This window comes from Streptomyces sp. HUAS YS2, assembly GCF_033343995.1.
Lineage (GTDB): Bacteria > Actinomycetota > Actinomycetes > Streptomycetales > Streptomycetaceae > Streptomyces > Streptomyces solicathayae.
On sequence record NZ_CP137573.1, the window covers coordinates 4,576,883 to 4,599,417 of the forward strand.

The 22,535-nt window shown below is 73.5% G+C and carries 21 protein-coding genes; 11 read left to right on the forward strand and 10 right to left on the reverse strand.

The window, feature by feature from the left end:
- Window positions 1–55 precede the first annotated feature (55 nt).
- From R2D22_RS21250 to R2D22_RS21260, 3 genes are all read left to right on the forward strand, one after another.
- Window positions 56–1,315, forward strand: a complete 1,260-nt coding sequence (locus tag R2D22_RS21250) for an MFS transporter (RefSeq protein ID WP_411977056.1) — start codon at window positions 56–58, stop codon at window positions 1,313–1,315.
- Window positions 1,316–1,440: 125 nt separating this feature from the next.
- On the forward strand, window positions 1,441–2,742 hold the full coding sequence (locus R2D22_RS21255) for an MFS transporter (RefSeq protein WP_318105992.1): 1,302 nt from the start codon (window positions 1,441–1,443) through the stop codon (window positions 2,740–2,742).
- A gap of 61 nt (window positions 2,743–2,803) precedes the next feature.
- Window positions 2,804–3,694, forward strand: a complete 891-nt coding sequence (locus tag R2D22_RS21260) for a hypothetical protein (RefSeq protein WP_318105996.1) — start codon at window positions 2,804–2,806, stop codon at window positions 3,692–3,694.
- Here the strand turns inward: R2D22_RS21260 and R2D22_RS21265 are convergent.
- The 3 genes from R2D22_RS21265 to R2D22_RS21275 form a co-directional block, all read right to left on the reverse strand.
- On the reverse strand, window positions 3,691–4,704 hold the full coding sequence (locus R2D22_RS21265) for a CU044_5270 family protein (RefSeq protein WP_318105999.1): 1,014 nt from the start codon (window positions 4,702–4,704) through the stop codon (window positions 3,691–3,693). The genes R2D22_RS21260 and R2D22_RS21265 overlap by 4 nt on opposite strands.
- A complete protein-coding gene (locus R2D22_RS21270) occupies window positions 4,701–5,372 on the reverse strand; it encodes an RNA polymerase sigma factor (RefSeq protein WP_318106003.1) in 672 nt (223 codons plus the stop codon). The genes R2D22_RS21265 and R2D22_RS21270 overlap by 4 nt, the downstream gene beginning before the upstream one ends.
- A gap of 96 nt (window positions 5,373–5,468) precedes the next feature.
- Entirely contained in the window at window positions 5,469–6,050 is a 582-nt protein-coding gene (locus R2D22_RS21275; protein ID WP_318109904.1) for a flavin reductase family protein, read from the reverse strand.
- A 104-nt stretch (window positions 6,051–6,154) separates the two neighbouring features.
- On the opposite strand from R2D22_RS21275, the gene R2D22_RS21280 reads away from it, so the two are divergent.
- Both R2D22_RS21280 and R2D22_RS36145 read left to right on the forward strand, forming a co-directional pair.
- Window positions 6,155–6,763, forward strand: a complete 609-nt coding sequence (locus R2D22_RS21280; RefSeq protein ID WP_318106005.1) for a phosphoribosylanthranilate isomerase — start codon at window positions 6,155–6,157, stop codon at window positions 6,761–6,763.
- A gap of 94 nt (window positions 6,764–6,857) precedes the next feature.
- Window positions 6,858–9,341, forward strand: a complete 2,484-nt coding sequence (locus R2D22_RS36145) for a bifunctional serine/threonine protein kinase/MFS transporter (RefSeq protein WP_411977057.1) — start codon at window positions 6,858–6,860, stop codon at window positions 9,339–9,341.
- A gap of 137 nt (window positions 9,342–9,478) precedes the next feature.
- On the opposite strand, the gene R2D22_RS21295 is transcribed toward R2D22_RS36145, so the two are convergent.
- Entirely contained in the window at window positions 9,479–10,201 is a 723-nt protein-coding gene (locus tag R2D22_RS21295; RefSeq protein WP_318109908.1) for an enoyl-CoA hydratase/isomerase family protein, read from the reverse strand.
- Between the two features lie 92 nt (window positions 10,202–10,293).
- Window positions 10,294–12,516 carry an acetate--CoA ligase family protein gene (locus tag R2D22_RS21300; RefSeq protein WP_318106007.1) on the reverse strand — a complete coding sequence of 741 codons (2,223 nt, stop codon included), beginning with the start codon at window positions 12,514–12,516 and terminating at the stop codon, window positions 10,294–10,296.
- A gap of 216 nt (window positions 12,517–12,732) precedes the next feature.
- On the opposite strand from R2D22_RS21300, the gene R2D22_RS21305 reads away from it, so the two are divergent.
- Complete coding sequence (locus R2D22_RS21305) at window positions 12,733–13,275, forward strand: SMI1/KNR4 family protein (protein ID WP_318106009.1); 543 nt, start codon at window positions 12,733–12,735, stop codon at window positions 13,273–13,275.
- Here R2D22_RS21305 and R2D22_RS21310 read toward each other — a convergent pair.
- Entirely contained in the window at window positions 13,272–14,438 is a 1,167-nt protein-coding gene (locus R2D22_RS21310; RefSeq protein ID WP_318106011.1) for a flavin-containing monooxygenase, read from the reverse strand. The genes R2D22_RS21305 and R2D22_RS21310 overlap by 4 nt on opposite strands.
- A 172-nt stretch (window positions 14,439–14,610) precedes the next feature.
- Between R2D22_RS21310 and R2D22_RS21315 the strand changes: the two genes are divergently transcribed.
- Window positions 14,611–15,060 carry a DoxX family membrane protein gene (locus R2D22_RS21315; RefSeq protein ID WP_318106012.1) on the forward strand — a complete coding sequence of 150 codons (450 nt, stop codon included), beginning with the start codon at window positions 14,611–14,613 and terminating at the stop codon, window positions 15,058–15,060.
- A complete protein-coding gene (locus R2D22_RS21320) occupies window positions 15,060–15,488 on the forward strand; it encodes a Zn-ribbon domain-containing OB-fold protein (protein ID WP_318106015.1) in 429 nt (142 codons plus the stop codon). Before R2D22_RS21315 ends, R2D22_RS21320 begins: the two co-directional genes overlap by 1 nt.
- A 21-nt stretch (window positions 15,489–15,509) precedes the next feature.
- Here R2D22_RS21320 and R2D22_RS21325 read toward each other — a convergent pair whose 3' ends face one another.
- The 3 genes from R2D22_RS21325 to R2D22_RS21335 form a co-directional block, all read right to left on the reverse strand.
- On the reverse strand, window positions 15,510–16,190 hold the full coding sequence (locus R2D22_RS21325) for a pyridoxine/pyridoxamine 5'-phosphate oxidase (RefSeq protein ID WP_318106017.1): 681 nt from the start codon (window positions 16,188–16,190) through the stop codon (window positions 15,510–15,512).
- Between the two features lie 8 nt (window positions 16,191–16,198).
- A complete protein-coding gene (locus R2D22_RS21330) occupies window positions 16,199–17,428 on the reverse strand; it encodes an FAD-dependent monooxygenase (RefSeq protein WP_318106019.1) in 1,230 nt (409 codons plus the stop codon).
- A gap of 122 nt (window positions 17,429–17,550) precedes the next feature.
- Window positions 17,551–18,738, reverse strand: a complete 1,188-nt coding sequence (locus tag R2D22_RS21335) for a thiolase C-terminal domain-containing protein (RefSeq protein ID WP_318106021.1) — start codon at window positions 18,736–18,738, stop codon at window positions 17,551–17,553.
- A 142-nt stretch (window positions 18,739–18,880) separates the two neighbouring features.
- Between R2D22_RS21335 and R2D22_RS21340 the strand changes: the two genes are divergently transcribed.
- Together R2D22_RS21340 and R2D22_RS21345 are read left to right on the forward strand one after the other, a co-directional pair.
- Entirely contained in the window at window positions 18,881–20,092 is a 1,212-nt protein-coding gene (locus R2D22_RS21340) for an acyl-CoA dehydrogenase family protein (RefSeq protein WP_318106023.1), read from the forward strand.
- Window positions 20,092–20,565: a nitroreductase family deazaflavin-dependent oxidoreductase gene (locus tag R2D22_RS21345; RefSeq protein WP_318106026.1), complete on the forward strand. Its 474-nt coding sequence runs from the start codon at window positions 20,092–20,094 to the stop codon at window positions 20,563–20,565. Before R2D22_RS21340 ends, R2D22_RS21345 begins: the two co-directional genes overlap by 1 nt.
- A 102-nt stretch (window positions 20,566–20,667) precedes the next feature.
- On the opposite strand, the gene R2D22_RS21350 is transcribed toward R2D22_RS21345, so the two are convergent.
- On the reverse strand, window positions 20,668–21,315 hold the full coding sequence (locus tag R2D22_RS21350; RefSeq protein WP_318106027.1) for a TetR family transcriptional regulator: 648 nt from the start codon (window positions 21,313–21,315) through the stop codon (window positions 20,668–20,670).
- 253 nt (window positions 21,316–21,568) lie between these two features.
- On the opposite strand from R2D22_RS21350, the gene R2D22_RS21355 reads away from it, so the two are divergent.
- Window positions 21,569–22,459, forward strand: coding sequence for a VOC family protein (locus R2D22_RS21355; protein ID WP_318106028.1), 891 nt, complete (start codon window positions 21,569–21,571; stop codon window positions 22,457–22,459).
- The last annotated feature ends 76 nt before the right edge of the window (window positions 22,460–22,535 follow it).

The window sequence follows — 22,535 nt, forward strand, 5'->3', positions numbered from 1 at the left end:
AGACCCTCGAATAATCCCTGGTGGTCCAGACCACTCGGGTGGTAGATGTCGGCCCGTGACGGACAAGTACACGTACAAGTCTGAGGCCCCCGAGCACATTCCCCTGCCGGCCGGGCCGCCCCCGCTCTGGAACCGTAACTTCCGGCTGTTCTTCGTGGCCCGGGCCGTCGCCGTCCTCGGTGAGGGCATGGTCCCGGTCGGCCTCGCCGCCGGACTCCTCGGCGACGGCCGGCCGGACTCCTCCGTCGGCTACGCGCTCGGCGCGTGGATCGGCACCTTCGCCGCGCTCGTCCTCTTCGGCGGGGTGCTCGCGGACCGCTTCACCGCCCGCCGGATGATGATCATCGCGGACCTGCTGCGGCTGCCCGGCGCCGCCGTCCTCGCCGTCGCGTTCACCGTCGGCAGCCCGCCGCTGTGGTCCGTGTACGCGCTCTCCGCGCTCAGCGGTGTCGGCGCGGCGCTCTTCCAGCCCGGCGTCGCCTCGACGATCCCGCGCATCGCCTCCGACGTGCAGCGCGCCAACGCCGTGCTGCGGGTCGTCGAGTCGCTGATGACCATGGCCGGACCCGCCCTGGCGGGCCTGCTCCTCGCGTTCTCGGACGTCGGCACCGTCTTCGCGGTCAACGCCGCGACCTTCGGCGTCAGCGCCCTCTGCCTCGCCCTGATGCGCATCCCGGCCCTCGCCCACGACCGCATCGCGCGCGGCTCCATGCGGGCCGAACTGGCGATCGGCTGGCGCGAGTTCACGGCACGGAACTGGCTGTGGGGGGTCATCGCGATCTGGACCGTGTACGGCCTGACCGTCGCCGGCCCCATGACGACCCTGACCGCGACCCTGGTGACCGGCGACCACGGCTCGTCCACGTACGGCGTGCTGATGGCCGTCAACGGGGCCGGCAACGCGGCCGGCGGCCTGCTCGCCCTGCGGCTGCGGCCGCGCCGCCCGCTGGCGGCGGGCGCGGTGGCCCTGCTCGGCCTGCCGGTGAACCTGTACCTGCTCGGGTCGGGCGCGTCCGTGGCACTGCTCGGCGCGGGCCAGTTCATCGCCGGCGCGGCGTTCGCGTTCTGGCTGGTCATGTGGTCGACCTCGGTCCAGACGCACGTGCCGCAGGAGGCCCTCAACCGCATGCACGCGTACGACGTGGCCGGATCGCTGCTGATGATGGCCGCGGGCCGGGCGCTCGCCGGGCCGGTCGCGGAGGCGGTGGGCGCGGAGCACGTGCTGCTGGTGGGGGCGGGGATCGCGGTCCTTGTGGTGGGCGCGCTGCTGGTGGTCCGGCCGATCCGGACGCTGGGGCGGGCGCACGGGACCTGAGGGCGACGGCGGCGGTCGCCCGATCCGTGGCCCGACCCCCATGGCCCGATCCATGGCCCGATCCGTGCGAAAGCTGGCAGTCGGGCCAATGGTCGGCGGGACCGTGTACACGCCATGCTCTTGGCGTGGCACAGACAACCGAGACCCCCGCCGAGACCCGTCCCCCCGTCCGCACCCCACGCGTCCACCGCGCCTGGTTCGTCGCGACGGTCGCCTTCGTCACGATCATCGGCGCGGCCGCCTTCCGCTCCCTGCCCGGCCTCCTGATCGACCCGCTGAACGAGGACTTCGGCTGGTCGCGCGGTCTCATCGGACTCGCCGTCTCCATCAACCTCGCGCTGTACGGGCTCACCGCGCCGTTCGCCGCCGCGCTGATGGACAAGTACGGCATCCGGAAGGTCGTCGCCGCCGCGCTCACGATCATCGCCCTCGGCTCCGGCCTCACCGTGTGGATGACGGCCCCCTGGCAGTTGCTGCTCTGCTGGGGCCTGCTCGTCGGCCTCGGCACCGGCTCGATGGCGCTCGCCTTCGCCGCGACCGTCACCAACCGCTGGTTCACCGAACGCCGCGGCCTGGTCACCGGCATCCTGACCGCCGCCTCGGCCTCCGGTCAGCTGATCTTCCTGCCGACGCTGGCGTGGATCGTGGACGAGTACCGCTGGCGTCCCGCCGCCGTCACCGTCGCGCTCGCCGCGCTCCTCGTCGTCCCGTTCGTCTGGCTGCTGCTGCGCGACCACCCGGCGGACGTCGGCCTCGCCCCGTACGGCGCGAAGGAGTTCGTCCCGAAGCCGCCGCCGGTGCCGGGCGCCGCCCGGCGTACGGTCACGGTCCTGTTCAAGGCCGCCAGGACCGGCCCGTTCTGGCTGCTCGCCGGCACCTTCGCGATCTGCGGCGCCTCGACCAACGGCCTCGTCCAGACCCACTTCGTGCCCGCCGCGCACGACCACGGCATGCCCATCACGGCGGCGGCCTCGCTGCTCGCGGTGATCGGCGTCTTCGACGTCGTCGGCACGATCGCGTCGGGCTGGTTCACCGACCGCTTCGACGCCCGCCGGCTGCTCGCCGTGTACTACGCGCTGCGCGGCGTCTCGCTGCTCTTCCTGCCGATGCTGCTCGCCCCGTCCGTGCACCCGCCGATGGTCTTCTTCATCGTGTTCTACGGCCTGGACTGGGTGGCCACCGTCCCGCCGACCATCGCCCTGTGCCGCGAGCACTACGGCGAGGACAGCGCGATCGTCTTCGGCTGGGTCCTCGCCTCCCACCAGGTCGGCGCGGCGGTCGTAGCCTTCGCCGGCGGCGTGGCCCGCGACCTCACCGGCTCGTACGACGTGGTCTGGTACGCCTCCGGCGCGCTGTGCGCGGCGGCGGCCCTGATGGCCCTGGTGATCCGGCGGCGGGGGACGGCTCCGGCGCCCGCGGTCGCGTAGGGGCCCCGGTGTGCGCGACCCCTCCCGCAGGGTGCATGATGCCCTGCGGGAGGGGATTTGAATGCGTTCAGAAATGCGGCTGATCCGGGCACGGGAGCGGTACGGCGCCCTGCTGACGGCGTCGATCACGGTGCTGATCCTGGAGGCGGTGCTCGGCGGGATCGCGCTGACGGTGTGGACCTGGACGCAGGTGAGCCCGGATCTGCCGTACAACGCGATGAATTACGTCTTCTGGGCCGTGATGGCGGTGGTCCTCGCGGTGGTCGGGGTGGTCGCGATCGCGGTGGCGTCGGTCGGACTGGTGATCCCGTTGGCGCAGGTGGCCGGGTGGCTCGGCCGGGCCTGGTGGTGGATCCCGGTGGTCGCGGCCTCGGTGTCGCTGGCGCCGGTGTTCGGCTGGGCGCTGGCGCACCACGCGGGCTTCCGGGGGGCGCTCGGGATGTGGCTGGCGGCAGCGGCGGGGTGGGCGGTCCCGGCGCTGGTCGTACGGCGGCTGTTGTTGCCGGACCGGCCGCGGATCGGCGGCGGCGCGATGTTCGGGTGGCTGGCTCTGTACGGGACGCTCGCGGTCGTGACCGCCGTCGCGCTGGCGGGCATCGGCCGGTGGGCCGGGATCGGGTACGAGCCGCCGCGGATGAGCGTGGAGCGCCTCGCCGGCACGTGGACGGACGGCGAGGGCGGCACGCTGGTCCTCGGGAAGGACGGCCGGGCGACGGCGACCGGCCTGAACATGTACGACTTCGAGGGGACGAAGGAGGAGTGCTCGGGCGCGGGGAGTTGGTCGTACCAACCGGGTGGGGGCGCCTGGGACCAGGGGGTCGGGGTGACGGTGGAGGGCTGCGAGAGCGGGTTCTCGTGGGAGTTCTACGGCACGGAGGAACAACCGAGGCTCTTCTCCTACATCGGTGACCCCGACTCCTGGGACACGTACGAGCTCGAACGCCGCGGCTAGGGAGCCTCACCCGCGCGCTCGGCCGCGGCCGTCGTCAGCACCGCGGACGCGCCGGTGACGGTCCCGGCCGGGCCGGCGTCCGTCGACTCGACGAGGACGGTGCGCTCCCCGAGGTACGCGTACGTGGTCCGGTCGAAGATCCACTGGGTCTGCTGCCCGTGCACGGTACGGGCGACGGTGACGCCCTCCCGGCCCGCCGCGTCCTCAGCGGTCCCGGCCACCGTCACCCCGGGGATCTTCGCCGCCGCCCGGTAGAGCGCGGCGGACACCTGCGGCGGGGCCCAGGTCTCGGCGAGCAGCTCGCCGATCGCGGTGAACGCGCGCTGGTCCGGGTCCTGGCCCTGGCCGCGGGTCTCCTTGCGGATCAGGGCGAGCAGGGCGTCCGGGTCGGTGGGCAGCGAGGAGACGTACACGTGGGTCGGGTTCGTGACGGACGCGTCGCCGGAACCCATGGTGACGACCGTGGAGTCGGCGTCGCCCTCCTGCCTGACGAGGCCGGGACGGCTGCCGTCGGCGGAGAGCCAGACCTGACGGGTGCGGACCGGGGACAGGGTCGCCGGGCCGCCGCCGGCGCTCTGACCGGCGTACGCGACCTTGCTCTCGACGTACAGGAACTGGTCGGCCCGGACGGCCGGCGGTGTCGCGGAGGCGGCGGCGAGGGCGATGCGGTCGAGCAGCCGGGTCGCCTCGGGAGCGGCGGCTTCATGCACGCCGCCGCCTTTCCGGGGGGCGGTGCCGGTGTCGGTCTCGCCGAGGTCCAGGGCGATCACACCCCCGACGGCGAGGGCGCAGGCGACCGCCGGCGCGGCGAAGCGCACGAGGAGGGGACGGGCGCGGCGGGCGGGGGCGGGCCGCGCGGCCTGGTGGAGCAGCGCCTGCTTCAGCAGCGGGGCGCGGTCGCGGGGCAGGCCGGGGACGGCCGGCGGGGGCAGCAGATCGGTGAGCGCGATCCGGTCGGCCTCGTCGGAGGGGCGGCGCTGCGGGGTACGGCTGCTCGGGGCGGCGGTCATCGGTGGTTCTCCTGGGGCAGCGACCGGGGCGACCCGGCAGGGGCGGGGGAGGGGGAGGGAGAGACGGCGACGCGCGGGGGGTCGGCCGGGCGGGGCGCCCGTTGCGTCTGTTGCGTCCGTTGCGTCCGGGGCGTTCGGCGCTGCTCGCCGGCGGCGAGTTCGCGCAGCCGGGTACGGGCGCGGGACAGCCGGGAGCGGACGGTGCCGACCGGGACGCCGAGTGCCTCGGCCGCCGCGGCGTAGTCCAGGCCCGCCCAGACCACCAGCATGAAGACCTCGCGGTCGCGCCGCCGCAGGCGGGCCAGCGCGGCGTGCGCGGCGCGCAGTTGCTCGCTGTCGGCGAGCTGCGCGACGACGTCGTCGGAGAAGTCCGGCACCGAGCCGCGCTCGGGGATCCGGGCCAGCGCGATGTCGCGGAGCCGGCGGGAGCGGGCGCCGCGGCGCATGACGTTGGTGGCGATGCCGAGCAGCCAGGGCCGTAGCCCGTCGCCCTCGGGCCGCAGCTTCTCCCGGCCGCGCCAGGCCTCCAGGAAGGTCGCCGAGACGACGTCCTCGGCCTCCGCCCAATTGCCCGTGACGCGCAGGGCATAGCGGTAGAGCACGTCGGCGTGCTCGTCGTACAGCTCCGCCAGGGCGTCGGGATCGCCGCGGCGGAATCGGTTCCTCATGTTTGCTTCCACACTCTGCACTGCCGCGGGCGTTGCGCGGGTTCCGGTGACCTGCGTCACGCCGCCGGGGCGGAGGTGGTGGAGAAGCGGAGGCGGTTACGCGGTGAAGCGGCCGAAGCGGCCGCGGTGGAACAGCAGCGGCGCGCCGTCGTCCTCCGCGCCCAGGGCCTCGACCGCGCCGACGACGATCAGGTGGTCGCCCCCGGTGTGGACGGTGCGGATCGTGCAGTCGATCCAGGCCGGGACCCCGGCGAGCCGGGGCGCGCCGGTCACCGGGGCGGGGGCGTGCGCGACACCGGCGAACTTGTCGGCGCCGCTCACCGCGAAGCCCCGGCACAGCTCGCCCTGGTCGGCGCCCAGCACGTTCACGCAGAACGCCCCGGCACGCGCGATCCGCGGCCAGGTCGTCGACGTGCGGGCCACCATGAACGCGACGAGCGGCGGGTCCAGGGAGAGCGAGGCGAACGACTGGCAGGCGAAGCCGGCCGGTCCGTCCTCGTCCAGGGCCGTGACGATCGTGACCCCGCTCGCGAAGTGTCCGAGGACGCGGCGGAACTCGGCGGGATCGACGGGCGCACGCTCGTCCTCCCGTACGGCCCGCAGTTCCGGGCGCGGCAGCGTCTCGACGCCCGTCGGGGCGCCGACCGACCGGAGGTATCGGACGGCGGTGGCCGCCATCCCAGCGTGTCCCATCACACCACCATTGAAACTGACGGGTCATCAGATGGGAACCCCCGCGGACCCTCCGGAAGCGCCGTACCCGCCTGCGTAGAGTGGCCCGCATGTTCGTCAAAGTCTGCGGTCTGCGCACCGAGCCCGACGTCGACACCGCCGTCGAGGCCGGCGCCGACGCCATCGGTTTCGTCTTCGCCGAGAGCCCGCGCCGCATCGACGCCGACACCGCCCGCCGGCTCGCCGCGCGCGTGCCGGACGGGATCCTGACCGTCGGCGTCTTCCGCGACCAGCCGCTGGACGATGTACGGGACCTGGTCGAGGCGACCGGTGTGCGCGCCGTCCAGCTGCACGGCCACGAGGACCTCGGCTACTTCGACGCCGTGCGCGCCTTCCTGCCCACCGGCCGGACCCTGATCCGCGCCGCGTCCGTACGTGACGAGGCCCCGCCCCACGGCGAGCGCGGCGAGGACGTCCTGCTCCTCGACGCGCCGGTCCCCGGCGCCGGCGAGACCTGGGACCTCACCGGAAAGCGGCTCCCGGGCCCCGACGTCCGCTGGCTCCTCGCCGGCGGACTCACGCCGGCGAACGTCGGCGCGGCGATCCGGGCCGCCCGCCCCTGGGGCGTCGACGTCTCCAGCGGCATCGAGGCGAGCCGCGGCGTGAAGGACCCGGCACTGATCCGCGCCTTCCTGGCGGCGGCCCGCGCGGAGGCGTGAGCCGCGCGGAGGCGTGAGCCGCGCGGAGGAGTAGGGGTGGCGGGGCTTTCGTGAATCTCCCGTCTGCACTGGAGAGTTGGACTATCTTTCCCGTGTGGATCAGTTGACCGGTGAAGACCCCACCCATATCGGCGCGTACCGCCTGATCGCCCGCCTCGGCGCCGGCGGGATGGGCCTGGTCTATCTGGGCCGCTCCGAAGGCGGCCGCACCGTGGCCGTCAAGGTCGTCCAGGCCGAGCACGCCGGGCACCCCGAGTTCCGCCGCCGCTTCGCCCGCGAGGTCGCCGCCGCGCGGCGGGTGGGCGGGGACTGGACGGCGGCCGTGCTCGACGCCGACCCCGAGGCGGCCGTGCCCTGGGTGGCGACCCAGTACATCCCGGGCCCCGACCTGACCACGGTGGTCGCCGAGGACTTCGGGCCGCTGCCCGAGCACTCGGTCCGGGTGCTCGCCAACCGGCTAGCCCTGGCGCTGCGGACCGTGCACGACGCGGGCCTGATCCACCGCGACCTCAAGCCGTCCAACGTCCTCGTCACCGTCGACGGCCCCCGCGTCATCGACTTCGGCATCGCGCGCGCGATGGACAGCCTCGGCGGCGACAGCCTGCACACCCGTACCGGCATGCTGATCGGCTCGCCCGGCTTCATGTCGCCGGAGCAGGTCCGCGGCCTCGAACTCACCCCCGCGAGCGACGTGTTCTGCCTGGGCGCGGTCCTGGTGTACGCGGCGACCGGGCGGCTCCTGTTCGGCGCGACGGACACCGGTCTGAGCGCGCACCTGTTCAAGATCGCCGAGGACGAGCCGGACCTGACCGGCGTACCGGGGACGCTGCTGCCGCTCGTACGGGAGTGCCTGCAGAAGGACCCTGCCCGGCGGCCCACCCCGGAGCAGATCGCCGAACTCACGGTGACGGACGCCACGGAGGAGTGGCTGCCCGGCGCGGTCCTCGCCCAACTCGGACGGCACGCCGCCCGGTTGCTGGACTACGCGCCGACGGACGCCGCCGTCCGGCCGCCCGCGACAGTGCCGGACGTACCGTCGGACCCGCGCATCGACCTCGCCAAGGCCGCCGCGCCCATGCCGCCCGCGTACGCGCCGACGGCCCCGGCGGGATTCGGCCCGCCGCAGGGCTTCGGCCCGCCGGCGGCGTACCCGTCCCCGCATCCCGACACCCCGGGCGCCGACCCCAGGCGCCGGCGGGGCCTGGTGGTGGCCGCGTTCGCGCAGTTCTCGGTCCTGTTCGCCACATTGGCGTTCGCCATGGCGATCCCGGAGATCCAGAGCGATCTGGGGCTCGGCTCCGTCAACCCGCTCTCCGGCCTCTACGCCCTTGCCTTCGGCGGGCTGCTCCTGCTCGGCGGGCATCTCGCGGACGTCCGCGGGGCCCGGCGGACGCTGACCATCGGCCTGGCCGGATACATCGCGGTCTCCGCGGTCGTCGGCTTCCTCCCCGACTCCACGACGATGCTCGTGGCCCGCGCCCTGCAGGGCGCCTCCGCCGCGCTGGTGGTGTCGGCGGGACTGTCCCTGGTGGTCGGGGGCTTCACGGACCCGAAGGAACGCGGCCGGGCCTTCGGCGTCTACGCCGCGGTCGCCGTCGGCGGCACGGTCCTCGCCATGACCGTGGGCGGTCTCCTCACCGAGTTCGTGGGCTGGCGCGTCGTGCTGCTCGCCGCCCTCCCGTTCGCCGTCACCGCGCTGATCCTCGCGCGCACGCTGCCGGCGGACGGCCCGAACCGCGTCCCGTTCGACATGGCCGGCACGCTGCTCGGCTGCGCCGGAATGCTGGCGCTCACCTACGGCGTCACGCTCGACGCCTTCGGCACCGGCACCGGCATGAGCGGGGGGCCGTCCCTGTTGACGGTGGTTCCTACCGTGGCGGGCATCGGTCTGCTCGCGGGCTTCCTGGTACGGCAGTTCACGATGCCGGGCGGCTTCGCCACCGGGTCCGAGGTCAGGACCGCCGACCGGGTGGGCGGTCTCGTGGGCCTGGTCATGGTCGGCGCCGCCGTCGCGGTGACGTTCTGGAGCCTGAGCATCCACCTGCAGCACGCCCTCGGCATGGCCCCGGTGGCGGCCGGGACCGCCCTCCTGCCCATGGCCGCCGCGCTCGCGATCGGCTGCTTCGTGGCCGCCCGTCTCGCGGACCGGGTCCCGCAGCGCGTGCCGGTCACCGGGGGCCTGGTCGCGGCGGCGCTCGGCCTGGCGCTGCTGACCCGGCTCGACGCGGGCAGCGGCGGGTACGTGGGCTGGGTCCTGCCCGGCTTGATCGTCGTGGGCCTCGGCGTCGGTCTCGCCCTCGGCCCGCTCCTCGACGTCGCGACCGCCGGCGTCCCCCTGCCGTTCGCGGGCTCGGCCGCGGCGACCGCCGTCGCGGCCCAGGGGATCGGCGAGACGATCGGCGGGGCGCTGCTGGCCAGTTCGCCCCCGGTGCTCTCGGAGCCGGACGGGAACGGTTACTACAGACTGCTGGGCCCCAGCCCCGTCCCCCTCTGGTGCGCCGCGGGCGCCCTGCTCGTCGCCGCCGTGGTGGCGGGCACGACCCTCACGAAGAGGCCCCCGGCGGGGGCGAACCGCTAGTAGCGGCCCGGATCACGGCCGGGGCCGCGGCGCCCGGCGTCTGCGGTGCGGCTCACCCTGCCCGGCGGACCGGCCGACACCGGTCCCTCGGGCAGGCCCCGGCGCACGACCTCCGCCGGGGCCTCCGCCCGGTACCCCTACCGCCCCCGGTACTCCGGGGCGCGGCGCTCGACGAAGCTCGCGACGCCCTCGTTGGCGTCGCGGGTGGTCATGTTGATCTCCTGGGCCGCCGCCTCCGCCGCGAAGGCGGTGGCGCGGTCGGAGTCCAGGGAGGCGTTGACGAGCTGCTTCGTCAGGGTCAGGGCGCGCGTCGGGCCCTGGGCGAGGCGCTCGGCCCACTCACGGGCGGTCTTCTCCAACTCCTCCGCCGGCACCACCCGGTTCACGAGCCCGAGGCGCTCCGCTTCCGCCGCCGGGAGCGCGTCGCCGAAGAACATCAGCTCCTTCGCCCGCTGCGGGCCGATCAGCCGCGGCAGCAGGTACGCCCCACCGCCGTCCGGCACCAGACCGCGCCGTACGAACACCTCGATGAACCGCGCGCCCTCCGCCGCGATCACCAGGTCGCAGGCGAGGGCGAGATGCGCGCCGATCCCGGCCGCGGTGCCGTTGACCGCCGCGATCACCGGCTTCTCGCAGTCCAGGACCGCCGCGATGAAGCGCTGCGCGCCGCGCCGGATGGTCCGCGCCACGTCCCCCGCGACGCGCTCGCCCGACGCCGGGGGCGTGCCCCTGAGGTCCGCGCCCGCGCAGAAGCCCTTGCCGGTCGCGGTGACGACCACGGCCCGTACGTCCGGGTCGGCCGAGGCGTCCGCGAGCAGCTCCATGATCCGCTCCCGCTGGTCCCAGGTGACGGCGTTCATCGCCTCGGGGCGGTTGAGGGTGATCCAGGAGACGCCGTTCTCGACGGCGTGCAGTACCTCGTCCACGTGCTCGTCCACGTACGGTCCCTTTCTCAGCGGCACACGGCCAGCGCGTCCAGCGCCACCGCGCCCTGCCCGCGCGGCAGCACCATCAGCGGATTGATGTCCAGCTCGGACAGTTCCCCGTCCAGTTCCAGGGCCATGCGCTGCACCCGGAGCACGACCTCCACCAGCGCGTCCACGTCGGCCGGCGGCGCGCCGCGCACGCCCTCCAGGAGGGCGTGGCCGCGGAGTTCGCCGAGCATGTCGCGGGCCTGGGCCTCGCCGAACGGCGGCACCCGTACCGCCGTGTCGTTCAGCACCTCGACGAGCACGCCGCCCAGGCCCACGGTCACCGTCGGCCCGAACAGGGCGTCCTGCGTCACGCCCACCACCATCTCGACGCCCCTGGCGACCATCTGGCAGACCAGGATGCCGTCGAGGTCGATGTCCTCGTAGCGGGCGATGTCGGTGAGCTCGCGGTACGCGTCGCGGACCTGGCTCGCGGAGGTCAGCCCGACCTTCACCAGGCCCAGCTCCGTCTTGTGCGCGAGCTGCGCGCCGGACGCCTTCATCACCACCGGGTAGCCGACCAGACCGGCCGCGCGGACCGCCGCCGCCGCGCTGGTGACCAGCTGCTCGCGCGGCACCCGGATCCCGTACGCGCGCAGCAGCTGCTTCGCGCCGTGCTCGCTGAGCCGCCGGCCGGGCCGCATCAGGGCCTGGGCCTTGCGGAAGGAGGGCGACGGGGTGCGCGGGGCCTCGTCGAAGGGGGAGCGGTAGGCGGTGGTGAAGCGGTGGTGGTCGAGGTGGGCGCGGACGGCGGTGATGCAGTTCGCGAAGGTGCGGAAGGTGGCGACCCGGGAGGAGCCGAGCAGGGTGTGGCGGTACGCGTCCTCCGTGCCGACCGGGGAGCCCCACACCACGCAGACCAGCTTGTCGGTGGCCTCGGCGGCGTCGACCAGGTCCTGGGCGAGCTTGTCGCTCATGGGCGGGAACGGGCCGGTGATCGGGCAGATCAGCACCCCCACCTCCGGATCCGCGAGGATCGCGTCGATGATCTTCCGGCCGCGCCAGTCGCCCACCGGGTGGCCCCCGTTGTCGACCGGGTTGGCGACGTTCAGGTACTCCGGGATCCACTGGTGCAGCTCGTCCTGCTTGGCGTCGCTCAGGGTCGGGAGGCTCAGGCCGGCGGCGGTGGCGAGGTCGGCGAAGTGGGCGCCGGTGCCGCCGGAGATCGAGTACACGACGACGCCGTCCGCGACGGGCCTGCGGGCGCGGGCGAGGAGGGCCGCGGTGTCCTGGAGCTCGTCGAGCCCGTCCACCCGTATCACCCCGAACTGTCGCATGGCCGCGTCGACGACCTGGTCCGCGCCGGTCAGCTTGCCGGTGTGGGAGGCGGCGGTGCGGGCGCCGGTCTCGGTGCGGCCGACCTTGACCGCGACGACCGGGACGCCGGCCCGGGCGGCCCGGTCGGCGGCGAGCAGGAAGGACCGGCCGTCCTTGAGCCCCTCGACGTAGCAGGCTATGGACCCGACCTCGGGGCGCTGCGAGAAGTACGAGATGAAGTCCGCGGTCTCCAGGTCGGCCTCGTTGCCGGTGGGCGCCCAGTGGGAGAGCCGTACGCCGAGCTCCTGCATCGTGAAGACGGGGCGGCCCTGGTGGCCGGACTGGGTGATGAGCGCGACGGCCGGGCCCTCGAGGTCGTCGCGGAACTTCTCGAAGGCGTTGAGATTGGTGTTCGGGCCGAGCAGCCGCAGCCCGGCCCCCTTGACCGCCTCGGCCAGCCGCGCCTGCGCGGCGGCCCCGTCCGCCCCGGTCTCGGCGAACCCGGAGGCGAAGGCGACGGCGAACCGCACCTTGGCCTCGGCGAGTTCGGCGACCAGCGGCAGCGGGTCGGCGACCAGCAGCACGGCGAGGTCGACCGGCTCGGGCAGCGCGCCGACGGACGGCACGCACGGCATGCCGAAGACGGTCTCCCGCGTCGGATGCACGGGATGCAGCCGCGCCCCCACCCGCTCGGCCCAGGCGACGAGCTGCCGGGTGATCCCGGTGTTCGGCCGCCCCTCGGCGTCGGACGCCCCGACGACGGCGACGGACTCCGGCCGGAAGAACCGGTCGAGATCCGGCACGGCCGCGTGCAGCGGTCGCCCGCTGACGTCGCTGTCCCCGGGCACGGCCGCCACACCGTGCACGACGTTCCCGGGCTGCTCCCCGCAGGCGACCACGCGGGCGCGGAGATCGGTGGTGAAGGTGCCGTGGGTCGATCCAAGCATCGTTCCGCCCTCGCCGCTCTGACTCCAACTGACCTGACGCATAGTCAGATTACAAGTCTGACGCTGTGTCAGGAACAGTCGTGCAGCGGATGTCTGGGAGCGGCACCGGATCCTGACGGGGTCCGGGGTGCCCGGGCACCCTGCGCGAGGGCGGTCCATCTAGGTTGGGTCCCCGGACATGCCACGCCGCGCGAGCGGCGGGACGGAAGGCGGAACATGCGCGGGACGGATGCGGTAGCGGCACTTTCCGAGCTCATGCCGGTGGCTCTCGGCGTCGACGAGCGGATCGACTGGAGCGAGGTCGAGGCGGCCTGGGGGACCCGGTTCCCCTCGGACTACGTCCGCTTCATGGAGGTGTACGGGTCGGGCGAGGTCGGCGACGTGATCGGCATCCTGCTGCCGGCGCCGCAGGCGGACGGGTACCCGTACACCTCGGGCCTGGAGGAGGAGACGGAGAACGCCCGCGCCACCTGGGAGATGTGCCGCGACGACGCCGGCTTCGACGTCGCCCCCGAGTCGATCGTGGCGTGGGGCGTGACGTCGGGGGCGGACATCTACTGCTGGGTGACGACGGACGACGACCCGGACCGGTGGCCGGTCCTGGTCTGCGGGCGGCACACCAGCCCCGAGATGCAGCTGCACCGCCTCGGCATGGCCGAGTTTCTCCTCCGGCTCCTGACCGACGAGGAGTTCCAGGACGAGGCGATCAGCGTGGTTGTGAAGGACGGGGCGACCTTCGTGAACTGGCGGAACCGCTAACCCTTCGACGCGACCCGCTTCTCGTGGGGCTTCGCGAGGTGCTTCGCGATGCGTTCCGCGTCGATCGCGATCTCGCGGAGCATGCCGCTGATCGGGTTCGTGAAGCCGGTGAAGTACAGGCCGGCGGCGTTCGGCGGGGACTTGGGTCCGGTGGTCCTCGGGCGTCCTCGGTCGTCCAGGACGTCCAGGTGGCCGAGGAGCGGCTCCAGGGCGCGGCGGTAGCCGGTGGCGGCGATCACCGAGTCCGGGGACAGGTGGGTGCCGTCGGCCAGGACGACCTTTCCGGGCTCGAACGACTCGACCGCGGCGACCGGTTCGACCCGGCCCGCGCGGATCGCGTCGATCAGGCCGACGTCCTGGACCGGGATCGCGCCCTCGCGGACCCGGGAGTACAGGCCGGTGTCCGGGCGGGGCAGGCCGTGGGCGGAGAGGTCGGGGACGGCGAGGCGGGCCATCAGCTCGCCACACTTGTCCACCAGGCCGACCGGCAGTCGGCGGACCAGGATGCCGGTGCGCTGGGCGGGCCAGCCGGCCGTGGAGCGGCGCACGATGTGCGGGACGGTGCGCACCGCGAGCCGGACCCGCGCCGCGCCGCCCTCGGCGAGGTCGGCGGCGATCTCCGCGCCGGTGTTGCCGACGCCGACGACCAGCACGTCCTTGCCCGCGTACGGCTCCGGGTTGCGGTACGCGCTCGCGTGCAGCAGGTCGCCCCCGTACGCCTCCAGGCCCGGCCAGTCGGGCAGTCGCGGCGTGTGGTTGAAGCCCGTCGCGACCACGACCGCGCGGCCGGTCAGCCGCCGCCCGCCGGTCGCGTGGAGCAGCCAGGTGCCGTCGTCCGCGCGCTCGACCCGGTCGACCTCGACACCGGTCACGATCTCCAGTTCGTGGAACTCGGCGTACTTCTCCAGGTACCGCACCAGGTCGGCGCGGGCGACCCAGCGGCCGAAGGAGCGGGGCATGGGGAGTCCGGGCAGCGCGGACAGCCTGCGGGTGGTGTGCAGGTGGAGGCGGTCGTAGTGCGAACGCCAGGACGCGCCGACGGCGTCGGACTTCTCGAGGACGACGGCGCGTACGCCCCGGCTGCGGAGCGCGGCGGCCGCGGCGAGTCCGCCCGGCCCGCCGCCGATGACGTAGACGGGGTGGTCGTGGGAGGTGGTGGCCATGACTGCCGAGCGTAATGACGTGATCACCTCATGGGTCTCGGTCAAGACGGGAATCGGTTGCGAATCGGTCACGCTCGTGCGGCTTCCGTGTGCCTCCTGCGTACCCCTTGCGCCCGGGCCCTGCCTTCCGGTGAACTGACGTATCGTCAGATATGGCAGGGAGGGGACCGGGATGCAGACCGTCTGGCTCACCGGCGCCGAGTGGCTCGCCGTCCTCCGCATCGGCCTCGGCCTGTGGTGGCTCGAGAGCTGGCGCCACAAGGACAGGAAGGGCTGGTTCGAGCGCGGCACCGGCATCGCCTGGGCGGCGGACGTCGCGGGCAAGCACCGCTGGGGCGCCGTGCGCACCGGCTTCGAGAAGGTCGTCGCGCCCCGGCCCAAGCTGATGGCCTATGTCGTCGTCTACGCCGAACTCGCCCTCGGGCTCGGCCTCGTCGCCGGCTTCCTCACCCCGGTCGCCCTGGTCGGCGGGCTGCTCCTGAACCTGCTCTACCTCGTCCTGATGATCCACGACTGGGCCGAGCAGGGGCAGAACGCGATGATGGCGCTCATCTCGCTGGTCGCCCTGTTCGCGCTGTCCTGGCAGACCTGGTCCCTCGACCATGTGATCGGATGGTTCTGATGGCCGCGACCCGTTACGACCTGCCCGACGTCGACGCGTTCACCCGTCCGTACTGGGACGCGGCGGCCGACGGCCGACTGCTGATCCGGCGCTGCGGGGCGTGCGGGAAGGCTCACCACTACCCGCGCGAGTTCTGCCCGTTCTGCTGGAGCGAGGACGTGGTCTGGGAGCCGGCGAGCGGCCGGGCCACGCTCTACACCTGGTCCGTCGTGCACCGCAACGACCTGCCGCCGTTCGGCGAGCGGGTGCCGTACACGGCCGCCGTCGTCGACCTCGACGAGGGGCCGCGGATGATGACCGAGGTGGTCGACTGCCCGGAGGCGGAGCTGCGGATCGGGATGCCACTACAAGTGGCGTTCCGGGCGGCGGACGAGGGCCCCGCGGTCGCGGTGTTCGCGCCGGCGGACGAAGGCGCCGGTCCCGCCTAGCGGGCGCGGACCGGACCGCCGCTAAGGCCAGAGCAGTTCGCGCGTCCAGCCCGGTCCGTCCTCCCGGCGGTACCGGAGCCGTACGTGCCGCCGCCGCTCGTCGCCCTGGAAGAACTCGACCTCGCGCGGCTCCAGGACGTACGCCGTCCAGGTCTTCACGTCCGCCGCCGGCTCCCGCCCCGCCCGCTCCCATGCCGCGTCGCTCGCCTCGGAGAGCGTGGCCAGGTCGGGCAGGGGCTCGCTCTGCCGGCCGACCAGGGCCGCGGCGAGGGCGCCGGTCGAGCGGGCGTGGAGGTCGGCGTACGCCTCCTCGGCGGTGCCGGTGGCGACCCGGCCCCGGATCCGGACCTGGCGGCCCTGCGCGGGCCAGTAGAACCCGAGCGCCGCGTCCGGGCGGGCCGCGAGCTGCCGCCCCTTCGCGCTGGTCGCGTGCGAGGCGAAGTGCCAGCCGCGGTCGTCGGCGTCGTGCATCATCAGCGTCCGTACGTCCGGCCGCCCGGCCTCGTCCACGGTCGCCAGGTGCATCGTGTGCGGCTCGACCACCCCGGCCCCGGCCGCCTCGACGAACCAGTCCCGGAAGAGCGCGACCGGCTCGGCGGGAGCGGTGGCCGGGTCGAAGGCGGGGAGTGCGGTCGCCCAGACCCGCTGGGAGTGGAGGGCCCGGGTGAACAGCGAGTCGTTCGGGGCGTTCGCGGGAGTCATGGGGACCATCATGCGGCGTGCGCGAGGGTTCCGTACTCCGTGACCGGCACCGCGCGGGCCGCCGCCTGGATCTCGTCGCGGATCTTCTTCGCGATGAGGTTCTTCCAGGGGGTCTTCGGCAGCGTGCGGACCATGAACATGCGCAGGGCGATCTTCCACTTGCGGTCGACCGTCAGCTCCTTGACGAAGCCCTCCGCCATCTTCTGGTTCCGCTCCACGCCGGGCCGCATCACCCGCTCGTAGGCCTCGAACGCCACCCGGTGGTCGCCGCCCGCCGCCGCCAGCTCGCCGGCCAGCGTGTACGCGCCGAGCAGGGCGAGCCCGGTGCCCTGGCCGGATGCGGGGGAGGCGCAGTGCGCGGCGTCGCCGAGCAGCACGACCCGGCCCTTGGACCAGCGGTCCATCTCCACCAGCGCGATGGAGTCGAAGTAGAAGTCGTCGGCGTCCGCCGCGTGCCGCATCAGCCGCGGGATCTCCCACCGGCCGCCCGCCGAGGCGTCGGCGAGCATCCGCTTCTGCGTGGCGACGTCCCGGTGGTCGTAGGAGAGCTCGGGCGAGGCGAAGACGAACATGTTCTTGGCGTCGGTCTCGCCGGCCGAGCTGTAGACGCAGGTCAGCCGGCCGGGGGAGGCGTGGTAGGTCTCCCAGCGCTCCAGGCCGAGGTGGTTCGGCGCGGTGAAGATCGAGATGTACGCGCCGAGGTGGCGCTTGAACTGCCGCTCGTCGCCGAAGACGAGGCGCCGGGTGTGGGAGTGCATGCCGTCGGCGCCGACGACGAGGTCGAAGCGGCGGCGGAGGCCGCTCTCGAAGGTGACCTCTACGCCGTCCGCGTCCTCCGCCAGGGTGGCGATCGAGTCGCCGAAGAGGTACTCGACGTCGTCGCGGGTCCGCTCGTACATGATCCGGGCCAGTTCGCCGCGCATGATCTCGTCGTCGCCCTCGACCCGGCCGCCGAAGATCTCGGCCGGCATCTCCCCGATGGTGCGGCCGGCCTCGTCCACGTACGAACCGCCGTCCATGTCCGTCGAGTTGGTGCGGATCTCGTCGAGGATCCCCATCCGCCGGCAGACCTCGATCGCGGTGCCGCGGATGTCGACCTTGTAGCCGCCCGTGCGCAGTTCGGGGGCGCGCTCGACGACGGTCGGGGTGAAGCCGTACTCGTGGAGCCAGTACGCGAGGGCCGGGCCGGCGATCGAGGCGCCGGAGATCAGGACGGTCTTGGCGGTGGTGTGCGTCATGGCAGGACTCCTTGTCGGGTGGTGCGGGCCGGTTCCCCTGCCCGCACCAACGACTATACGGATGTCCTACACGATTGTCTATGACGTTTGTATAGATACTTCGGGGCGCTGCCCGCAGGGCCTCAGTCCCGGCCCAGCACCACCGTTCCCGAGGAGCAGAACCAACCGCCCGTCCCGGACGCCACCGCCAGCTCCGGCAGGCTCCCGTCCGCCCGCCGCACCTGCCGCCCGTCCGCCTCGCCGCGCAGCTGCCGCACCGCCTCCACCAGCAGGAACAGCCCCCGCATGCCGGGATGGCAGGCCGACAGGCCGCCGCCGTCGGTGTTCACCGGCAGCCCGCCGCCGCCGACCGTGAGCCGGTTCTTCTCGACGAACGCGCCCCCCTCGCCCTTCGCGCAGAAGCCCAGGTCCTCCAGGGTCACCAGGGTCATGTAGGTGAAGGCGTCGTAGATCTGGGCGAGGTCGATGTCGGCGGGCGAGACGCCCGCGCGTTCGAAGGCCAGCCGGCCGCTGACCGCCGCCGGGGAGACCGTGAAGTCCTCCCACTCCGACATCGTGGTGTGCGAGACGTGCTCGCCGGCGCCGAGCACCCAGACCGGCGCCTTCGCCGTGTCCGGCACGTACTCCTCGGCGACGAGCAGCACCGCGCAGCCGCCGTCGCTGCGGATGCAGCAGTGCAGCTTGGTGAACGGGTCGGCGATCATCGGCCCGGCCAGCACGTCGTCGACGGTGATCGGGTCGCGGAACATCGCGTCCGGATTGAGCGCGGCGTTCGCCCGTGCCTGCACCGCGACCTCGGCGAGCTGCTCCAGCGTCGTGCCGTACTCGTGCATGTGCCGACGAGCCGCCATCGCGTACTTGGCGATGAGTGTGTGGCCGTACGGGACCTCGAACTGCAGCGGCCCGCGGGCGCCGAACGAGAGGTTGGAGGTGCGCCGACGAGCCTTGATGTCGGCGCGCGCGGTGGAGCCGTACACCAGCAGGACGGCGTTGGCGTGGCCGGCGGCGATGGCGTCGGCGGCGTGGCCGGCCATGACCTCCCAGGTGGCGCCGCCGACGGCGGTCGAGTCCACCCAGCGGGGCCGCAGCCCCAGGTACTCGGCGACCTCGACGGGCGCGAGCGTGCCGAGCCCGGCCGAGGCGAAGCCGTCGATCAGCGAGCGGTCGAGCCCGCTGTCGGCGAGGGCGCGGCGGGCGGCCTGGGCGTGCAGGGCGTAGGGCGTCGCCTCGTCGACCCGTCCGCCGTCGGAGAGCGATATGCCGACGACGGCGACGCGGCGACCGGGGCGGTTCCGTGAAGTGGTGGGCATGAATCTGACGGTACATCAGATATGGCGTTCCGGTGCCGCCTCGTCCGGCCGGTCGTCGCCGTCGATCCGTCCCGCCCTACCCCTGGGCATCCCGGCCGCACCGCCCTAACATGACGGCCCGTCAGATACGGAGGGGAGCTCCATGGACGCCGCCTTCACCGACGAGCAGGAAGAGATCCGCCGCACCCTGCGGGAACTGCTCGCCAAACGGTCCGGACCCGACGAGGTCCGGGCGGCGGTCGCCACCGCCGCCGGACACGACCCCGAGCTGTGGACCCAGCTCGCCGAGCGGCTCGGGCTGCCCGGACTCGCCCTGCCCGAGGAGTACGGAGGCGTCGGCTGCGGGCCCGCCGAACTCGCCCTCGCCTGCGAGGAGACCGGCCGCGCCCTCGCCCCCTCGCCGCTGCTCGCCACCGCGGTGCTGGCCGCCCCGCTGATCGCCGCGCTCGGCACCGAGCCGCAGCGTGCCGAGCTGCTGCCCGAGATCGCCGCCGGCACCCTCACCGCCGCGCTCGCCGTGCCCGGCGGCTCCCTCGCCGTCGCCCTCGGGCTGACCGGCGAGGGAGCGGAGGCGCACTGGTCCGGCGACGGCCGCGCGGGCGGTGTGCAGGCCCGGCCGGTACGGGACGGCTGGACGCTCTACGGCGAGGCCGGCCAGGTCCTCGACGGGCACAGCGCCGACCTGCTCCTCGTCGCCGCGCACACCGGCGGCTTCGCCCGCAGCCGCACCCTGCTCTTCCTGGTCCGCGCGGACGCCGACGGGCTCACCCGCACCCGGCGCACCTCGCTGGACGACACCCGGCCGCAGGCGACCGTCGAACTGCGCGACGTACCGGCCGAGTTGCTCGGCACCGATCCGGCGGACGTGGCCGGCGCGCTGACCGCGGCCGGCCGGACCGCGGCCGCCGTCGTCGCCGCCGAGGCGGTCGGCGCGGCGGCGCACTGCCTGGACCGTACGGTCGAACACGTCCGCGCCCGCGAGCAGTTCGGGCGCCCCGTCGGCTCCTTCCAGGCCGTGAAGCACCGGCTCGCCGACCTGTACGTCCAGCTCCAGGCGGCCCGCTCGGCCGCCTGCTACGCCGCCTGGGACGCGGGACGCCCGGGCCCGGGCGAACCCGGGGCGGCGCAGCTCGCGCTCGCCCAGTGCCTGGAGACCGCCCGGGCGGTCACCGGCGAGACGATCCAGCTGCACGGCGGCATCGGCTTCACCTGGGAGCACGAGGCCCACCTGTACTTCAAACGGGCGAGCGCCGACGAGCTGCTCTTCGGGCCGGTGCACCGGCTCCGGGCGGCCGCGGCGCAGGCGACCGGACTCCTCGCACCGCACGGAACCGGAAAGGGGGCGGCGGCCTGATGCCGGTCGGACTGCGCCTGATGCAGAAGGTGTCCTCGACGCGCACCTTCGCCAAGATCGCGCCGCACTTCATCCCCGCGATGGACCGCACGGTCCACCGGCTGACCCGCGGCAAGGTGATGCTGAGCGCCCAGATGCTGCCCGGGGTGATCCTGACGGCGCGCGGGGCCAGGTCGGGGGTTCCGCGCACCACCCCGCTGGCCTGCATGCCGGAGGAGTCCGGCGCGACCTGGATCCTCATCGGCTCGAACTTCGGCCGACCGGGGCACCCGGCGTGGACGGCGAACCTGAAGGCCCACCCGGACGCGGAGGTGAGCTGGCGCGGCGAGACGATCCCGGTGCGCGCGGAGCTGCTGGCGGGGGAGGAGCGGGCGGCCGCCTGGAAGGCCGTACTCGCCTTCTGGCCCCCGTACGCGACGTACCAGGCCCGGGTGGAGCGCGAGATCCGGCTGTTCCGCCTCACGCGGCGTTGAGTCGCGGGGCGGGGACGGGAACGCCGGCGGCGGTCGTGGTGCGGACCGCCGCCGGCGCGACAGGACGAGAGGTGGTGGGGCGTGCGCCCCGGAGCCGTGGGGTTACTTCACCGGCTTCTTGCCCGTGATCCCGAGGTGGACCAAAAGGGCCAGGTTGGGCTTGAGTTCGGCCTGCTTGACGCCCCAGGTCTGGAAGCCCTTCTGGTGCCCGGCCACCGACGCGAGCATCGCCACGAGCGAACCGGCCATCGCCGCCGGGCTGACGTCCTTGTCGACCTTGCCCTTGGCCTGGAGCTCCTTCACCGCATCCGTAAGGGAGTTGGTGACCGAGTTCAGGATCTTCATGCGGATCTTGTAGAACCGTTTGTCGCCCTCCGCGGCGCCCAGGTCCACCACCCGGAGGATGGCGTCGTGCTTGCGCCAGAAGTCGAGGAATCCCTCGACGAGGTCCTCGGAGGTCTGCCAGCCCGCCTTGCCGACCCAGGAGCGACCGGAGACCAGTTCGGTCAACCCTGCGCCCTCCTTGGCCATTTCCTCGGCGATCTCGAGGACGGCGCCCTCCACGTCGGGGAAGTACTGGTAGAACGTCGCGGGCGAAGTACCCGCCTTCCGGGCCACGTCGATGACCTTGACGTCCCGGTAGGGAGAGGAGCTGAGCATCTCGCTGAGGCAGTCGAGCAGCTTCTGCCGCGTCGCCTGACCTCGTCGACCGGCCACGCGGCCGTCGACGGTGCGTACTTGTCCTGTCATGCCGTCAGCTTACCGAGGGGTGATCGGGGCGCGATTCGGCCGACTGCAAATGGGGTGCACCCCACGCGACTGGGCTCCGGGGCCCTTCCGGGGGCTGGGCCGGCCTCGGGTCATGCGAATAGGCTTATTAACAGCCTGTGGACAACTTTGGTGGATAACCATGCATCCATCTGTTCGATTTCATGGGGTGCGGGGTGATTCGCCCCGACCTAGCGTGGACACCGGATACCGGTATCTGGAAGGAACCACGCCCATGGCCGCATTCGCAGAGGGCACGCCGTGCTGGGTGGACGCCCAGCTCCCCGACCTCGAAGCGGGCAAGCGTTTCTACGGCGAGCTCTTCGGCTGGACCTTCGACGCGGTCACCGGCGAGGCGAGGGTCGGCGGCCGGCGGGCCGCCGGTCTCGTCCCCAAGCGGGACGGGCGGATGCCCACCACCTGGACCGTCTACCTGGCCACCCCGGACGCCGGCGCACTCGCCGCCCGGATCAGGGCGGCCGGCGGCCAGATGGTCATGGAGCCGTATCCCGTCGGGCCGTACGGCGTCGTGGCGCTCGCCGCCGACCCGGGCGGGGCCGTGTTCGGGCTGCGCCAGGGCGGCGACCTCGACGACGGACTCCAGACGGAGATGGAGCCCGGTTCCTTCTGCTGGATGGAGGTCTACACCCGCGAGAAGGACGCCGTGGACACCTTCTACGCGGCCGTCTTCGGGTACGTCGCCCAGGACCTCACCGAAGGCAGTCTCGACTACCGGGTCTGGTCCCCGCCCGGCTCGCGGCCCGGCGACGACACCGCGTTCGGCGGCCGTGCGGTGATCACCGAGGCGTTCCCGGCCGAGATGCCCGGCCATGTCCTCGTCTACTTCGCGGTCGCCGACTGCGACGCGGCCTGCGAGGCGACGGTGCGGATGGGCGGCCGGATCACCAACGCACCCTTCGACACCCCGCACGGTCGCATCGCCGTCCTCACCGACAACCAGGGCGCGCGGTTCGCGGTCCTCGCGGAGCCCGAGGAGGAGCCCGCGAAAGCGCGTGCGAAGGAGCCCACGAAAGAAGGGGACAAAGCGGGTGGCGGGGGTTCCAGGGCCGAGGACGACGCGGAAACGGCCGAAAAGTCCGCTGAAAAGCCCGACGATATGACCTAGGACACCCCGATCCGCCCCCGGGTTCGCAACCACCGCCCCGGACAGGAAGAATCAGGGTGCGACGGGGCCGTACTCT

Coding starts and splice junctions, on each gene's coding strand:
- R2D22_RS21260 (WP_318105996.1), top strand. CDS start 2,804: ATGCGTTCAGAAATGCGGCTGATCCGGGCACGGGAGCGGTACGGCGCC.
- R2D22_RS21265 (WP_318105999.1), bottom strand. CDS start 4,704: ATGACCGCCGCCCCGAGCAGCCGTACCCCGCAGCGCCGCCCCTCCGAC.
- R2D22_RS21270 (WP_318106003.1), bottom strand. CDS start 5,372: ATGAGGAACCGATTCCGCCGCGGCGATCCCGACGCCCTGGCGGAGCTG.
- R2D22_RS21275 (WP_318109904.1), bottom strand. CDS start 6,050: ATGGCGGCCACCGCCGTCCGATACCTCCGGTCGGTCGGCGCCCCGACG.
- R2D22_RS21280 (WP_318106005.1), top strand. CDS start 6,155: ATGTTCGTCAAAGTCTGCGGTCTGCGCACCGAGCCCGACGTCGACACC.
- R2D22_RS21295 (WP_318109908.1), bottom strand. CDS start 10,201: ATGAACGCCGTCACCTGGGACCAGCGGGAGCGGATCATGGAGCTGCTC.
- R2D22_RS21300 (WP_318106007.1), bottom strand. CDS start 12,516: ATGCTTGGATCGACCCACGGCACCTTCACCACCGATCTCCGCGCCCGC.
- R2D22_RS21305 (WP_318106009.1), top strand. CDS start 12,733: ATGCGCGGGACGGATGCGGTAGCGGCACTTTCCGAGCTCATGCCGGTG.
- R2D22_RS21310 (WP_318106011.1), bottom strand. CDS start 14,438: ATGGCCACCACCTCCCACGACCACCCCGTCTACGTCATCGGCGGCGGG.
- R2D22_RS21315 (WP_318106012.1), top strand. CDS start 14,611: ATGCAGACCGTCTGGCTCACCGGCGCCGAGTGGCTCGCCGTCCTCCGC.
- R2D22_RS21320 (WP_318106015.1), top strand. CDS start 15,060: ATGGCCGCGACCCGTTACGACCTGCCCGACGTCGACGCGTTCACCCGT.
- R2D22_RS21325 (WP_318106017.1), bottom strand. CDS start 16,190: ATGACTCCCGCGAACGCCCCGAACGACTCGCTGTTCACCCGGGCCCTC.
- R2D22_RS21330 (WP_318106019.1), bottom strand. CDS start 17,428: ATGACGCACACCACCGCCAAGACCGTCCTGATCTCCGGCGCCTCGATC.
- R2D22_RS21335 (WP_318106021.1), bottom strand. CDS start 18,738: ATGCCCACCACTTCACGGAACCGCCCCGGTCGCCGCGTCGCCGTCGTC.
- R2D22_RS21340 (WP_318106023.1), top strand. CDS start 18,881: ATGGACGCCGCCTTCACCGACGAGCAGGAAGAGATCCGCCGCACCCTG.
- R2D22_RS21345 (WP_318106026.1), top strand. CDS start 20,092: ATGCCGGTCGGACTGCGCCTGATGCAGAAGGTGTCCTCGACGCGCACC.
- R2D22_RS21350 (WP_318106027.1), bottom strand. CDS start 21,315: ATGACAGGACAAGTACGCACCGTCGACGGCCGCGTGGCCGGTCGACGA.
- R2D22_RS21355 (WP_318106028.1), top strand. CDS start 21,569: ATGGCCGCATTCGCAGAGGGCACGCCGTGCTGGGTGGACGCCCAGCTC.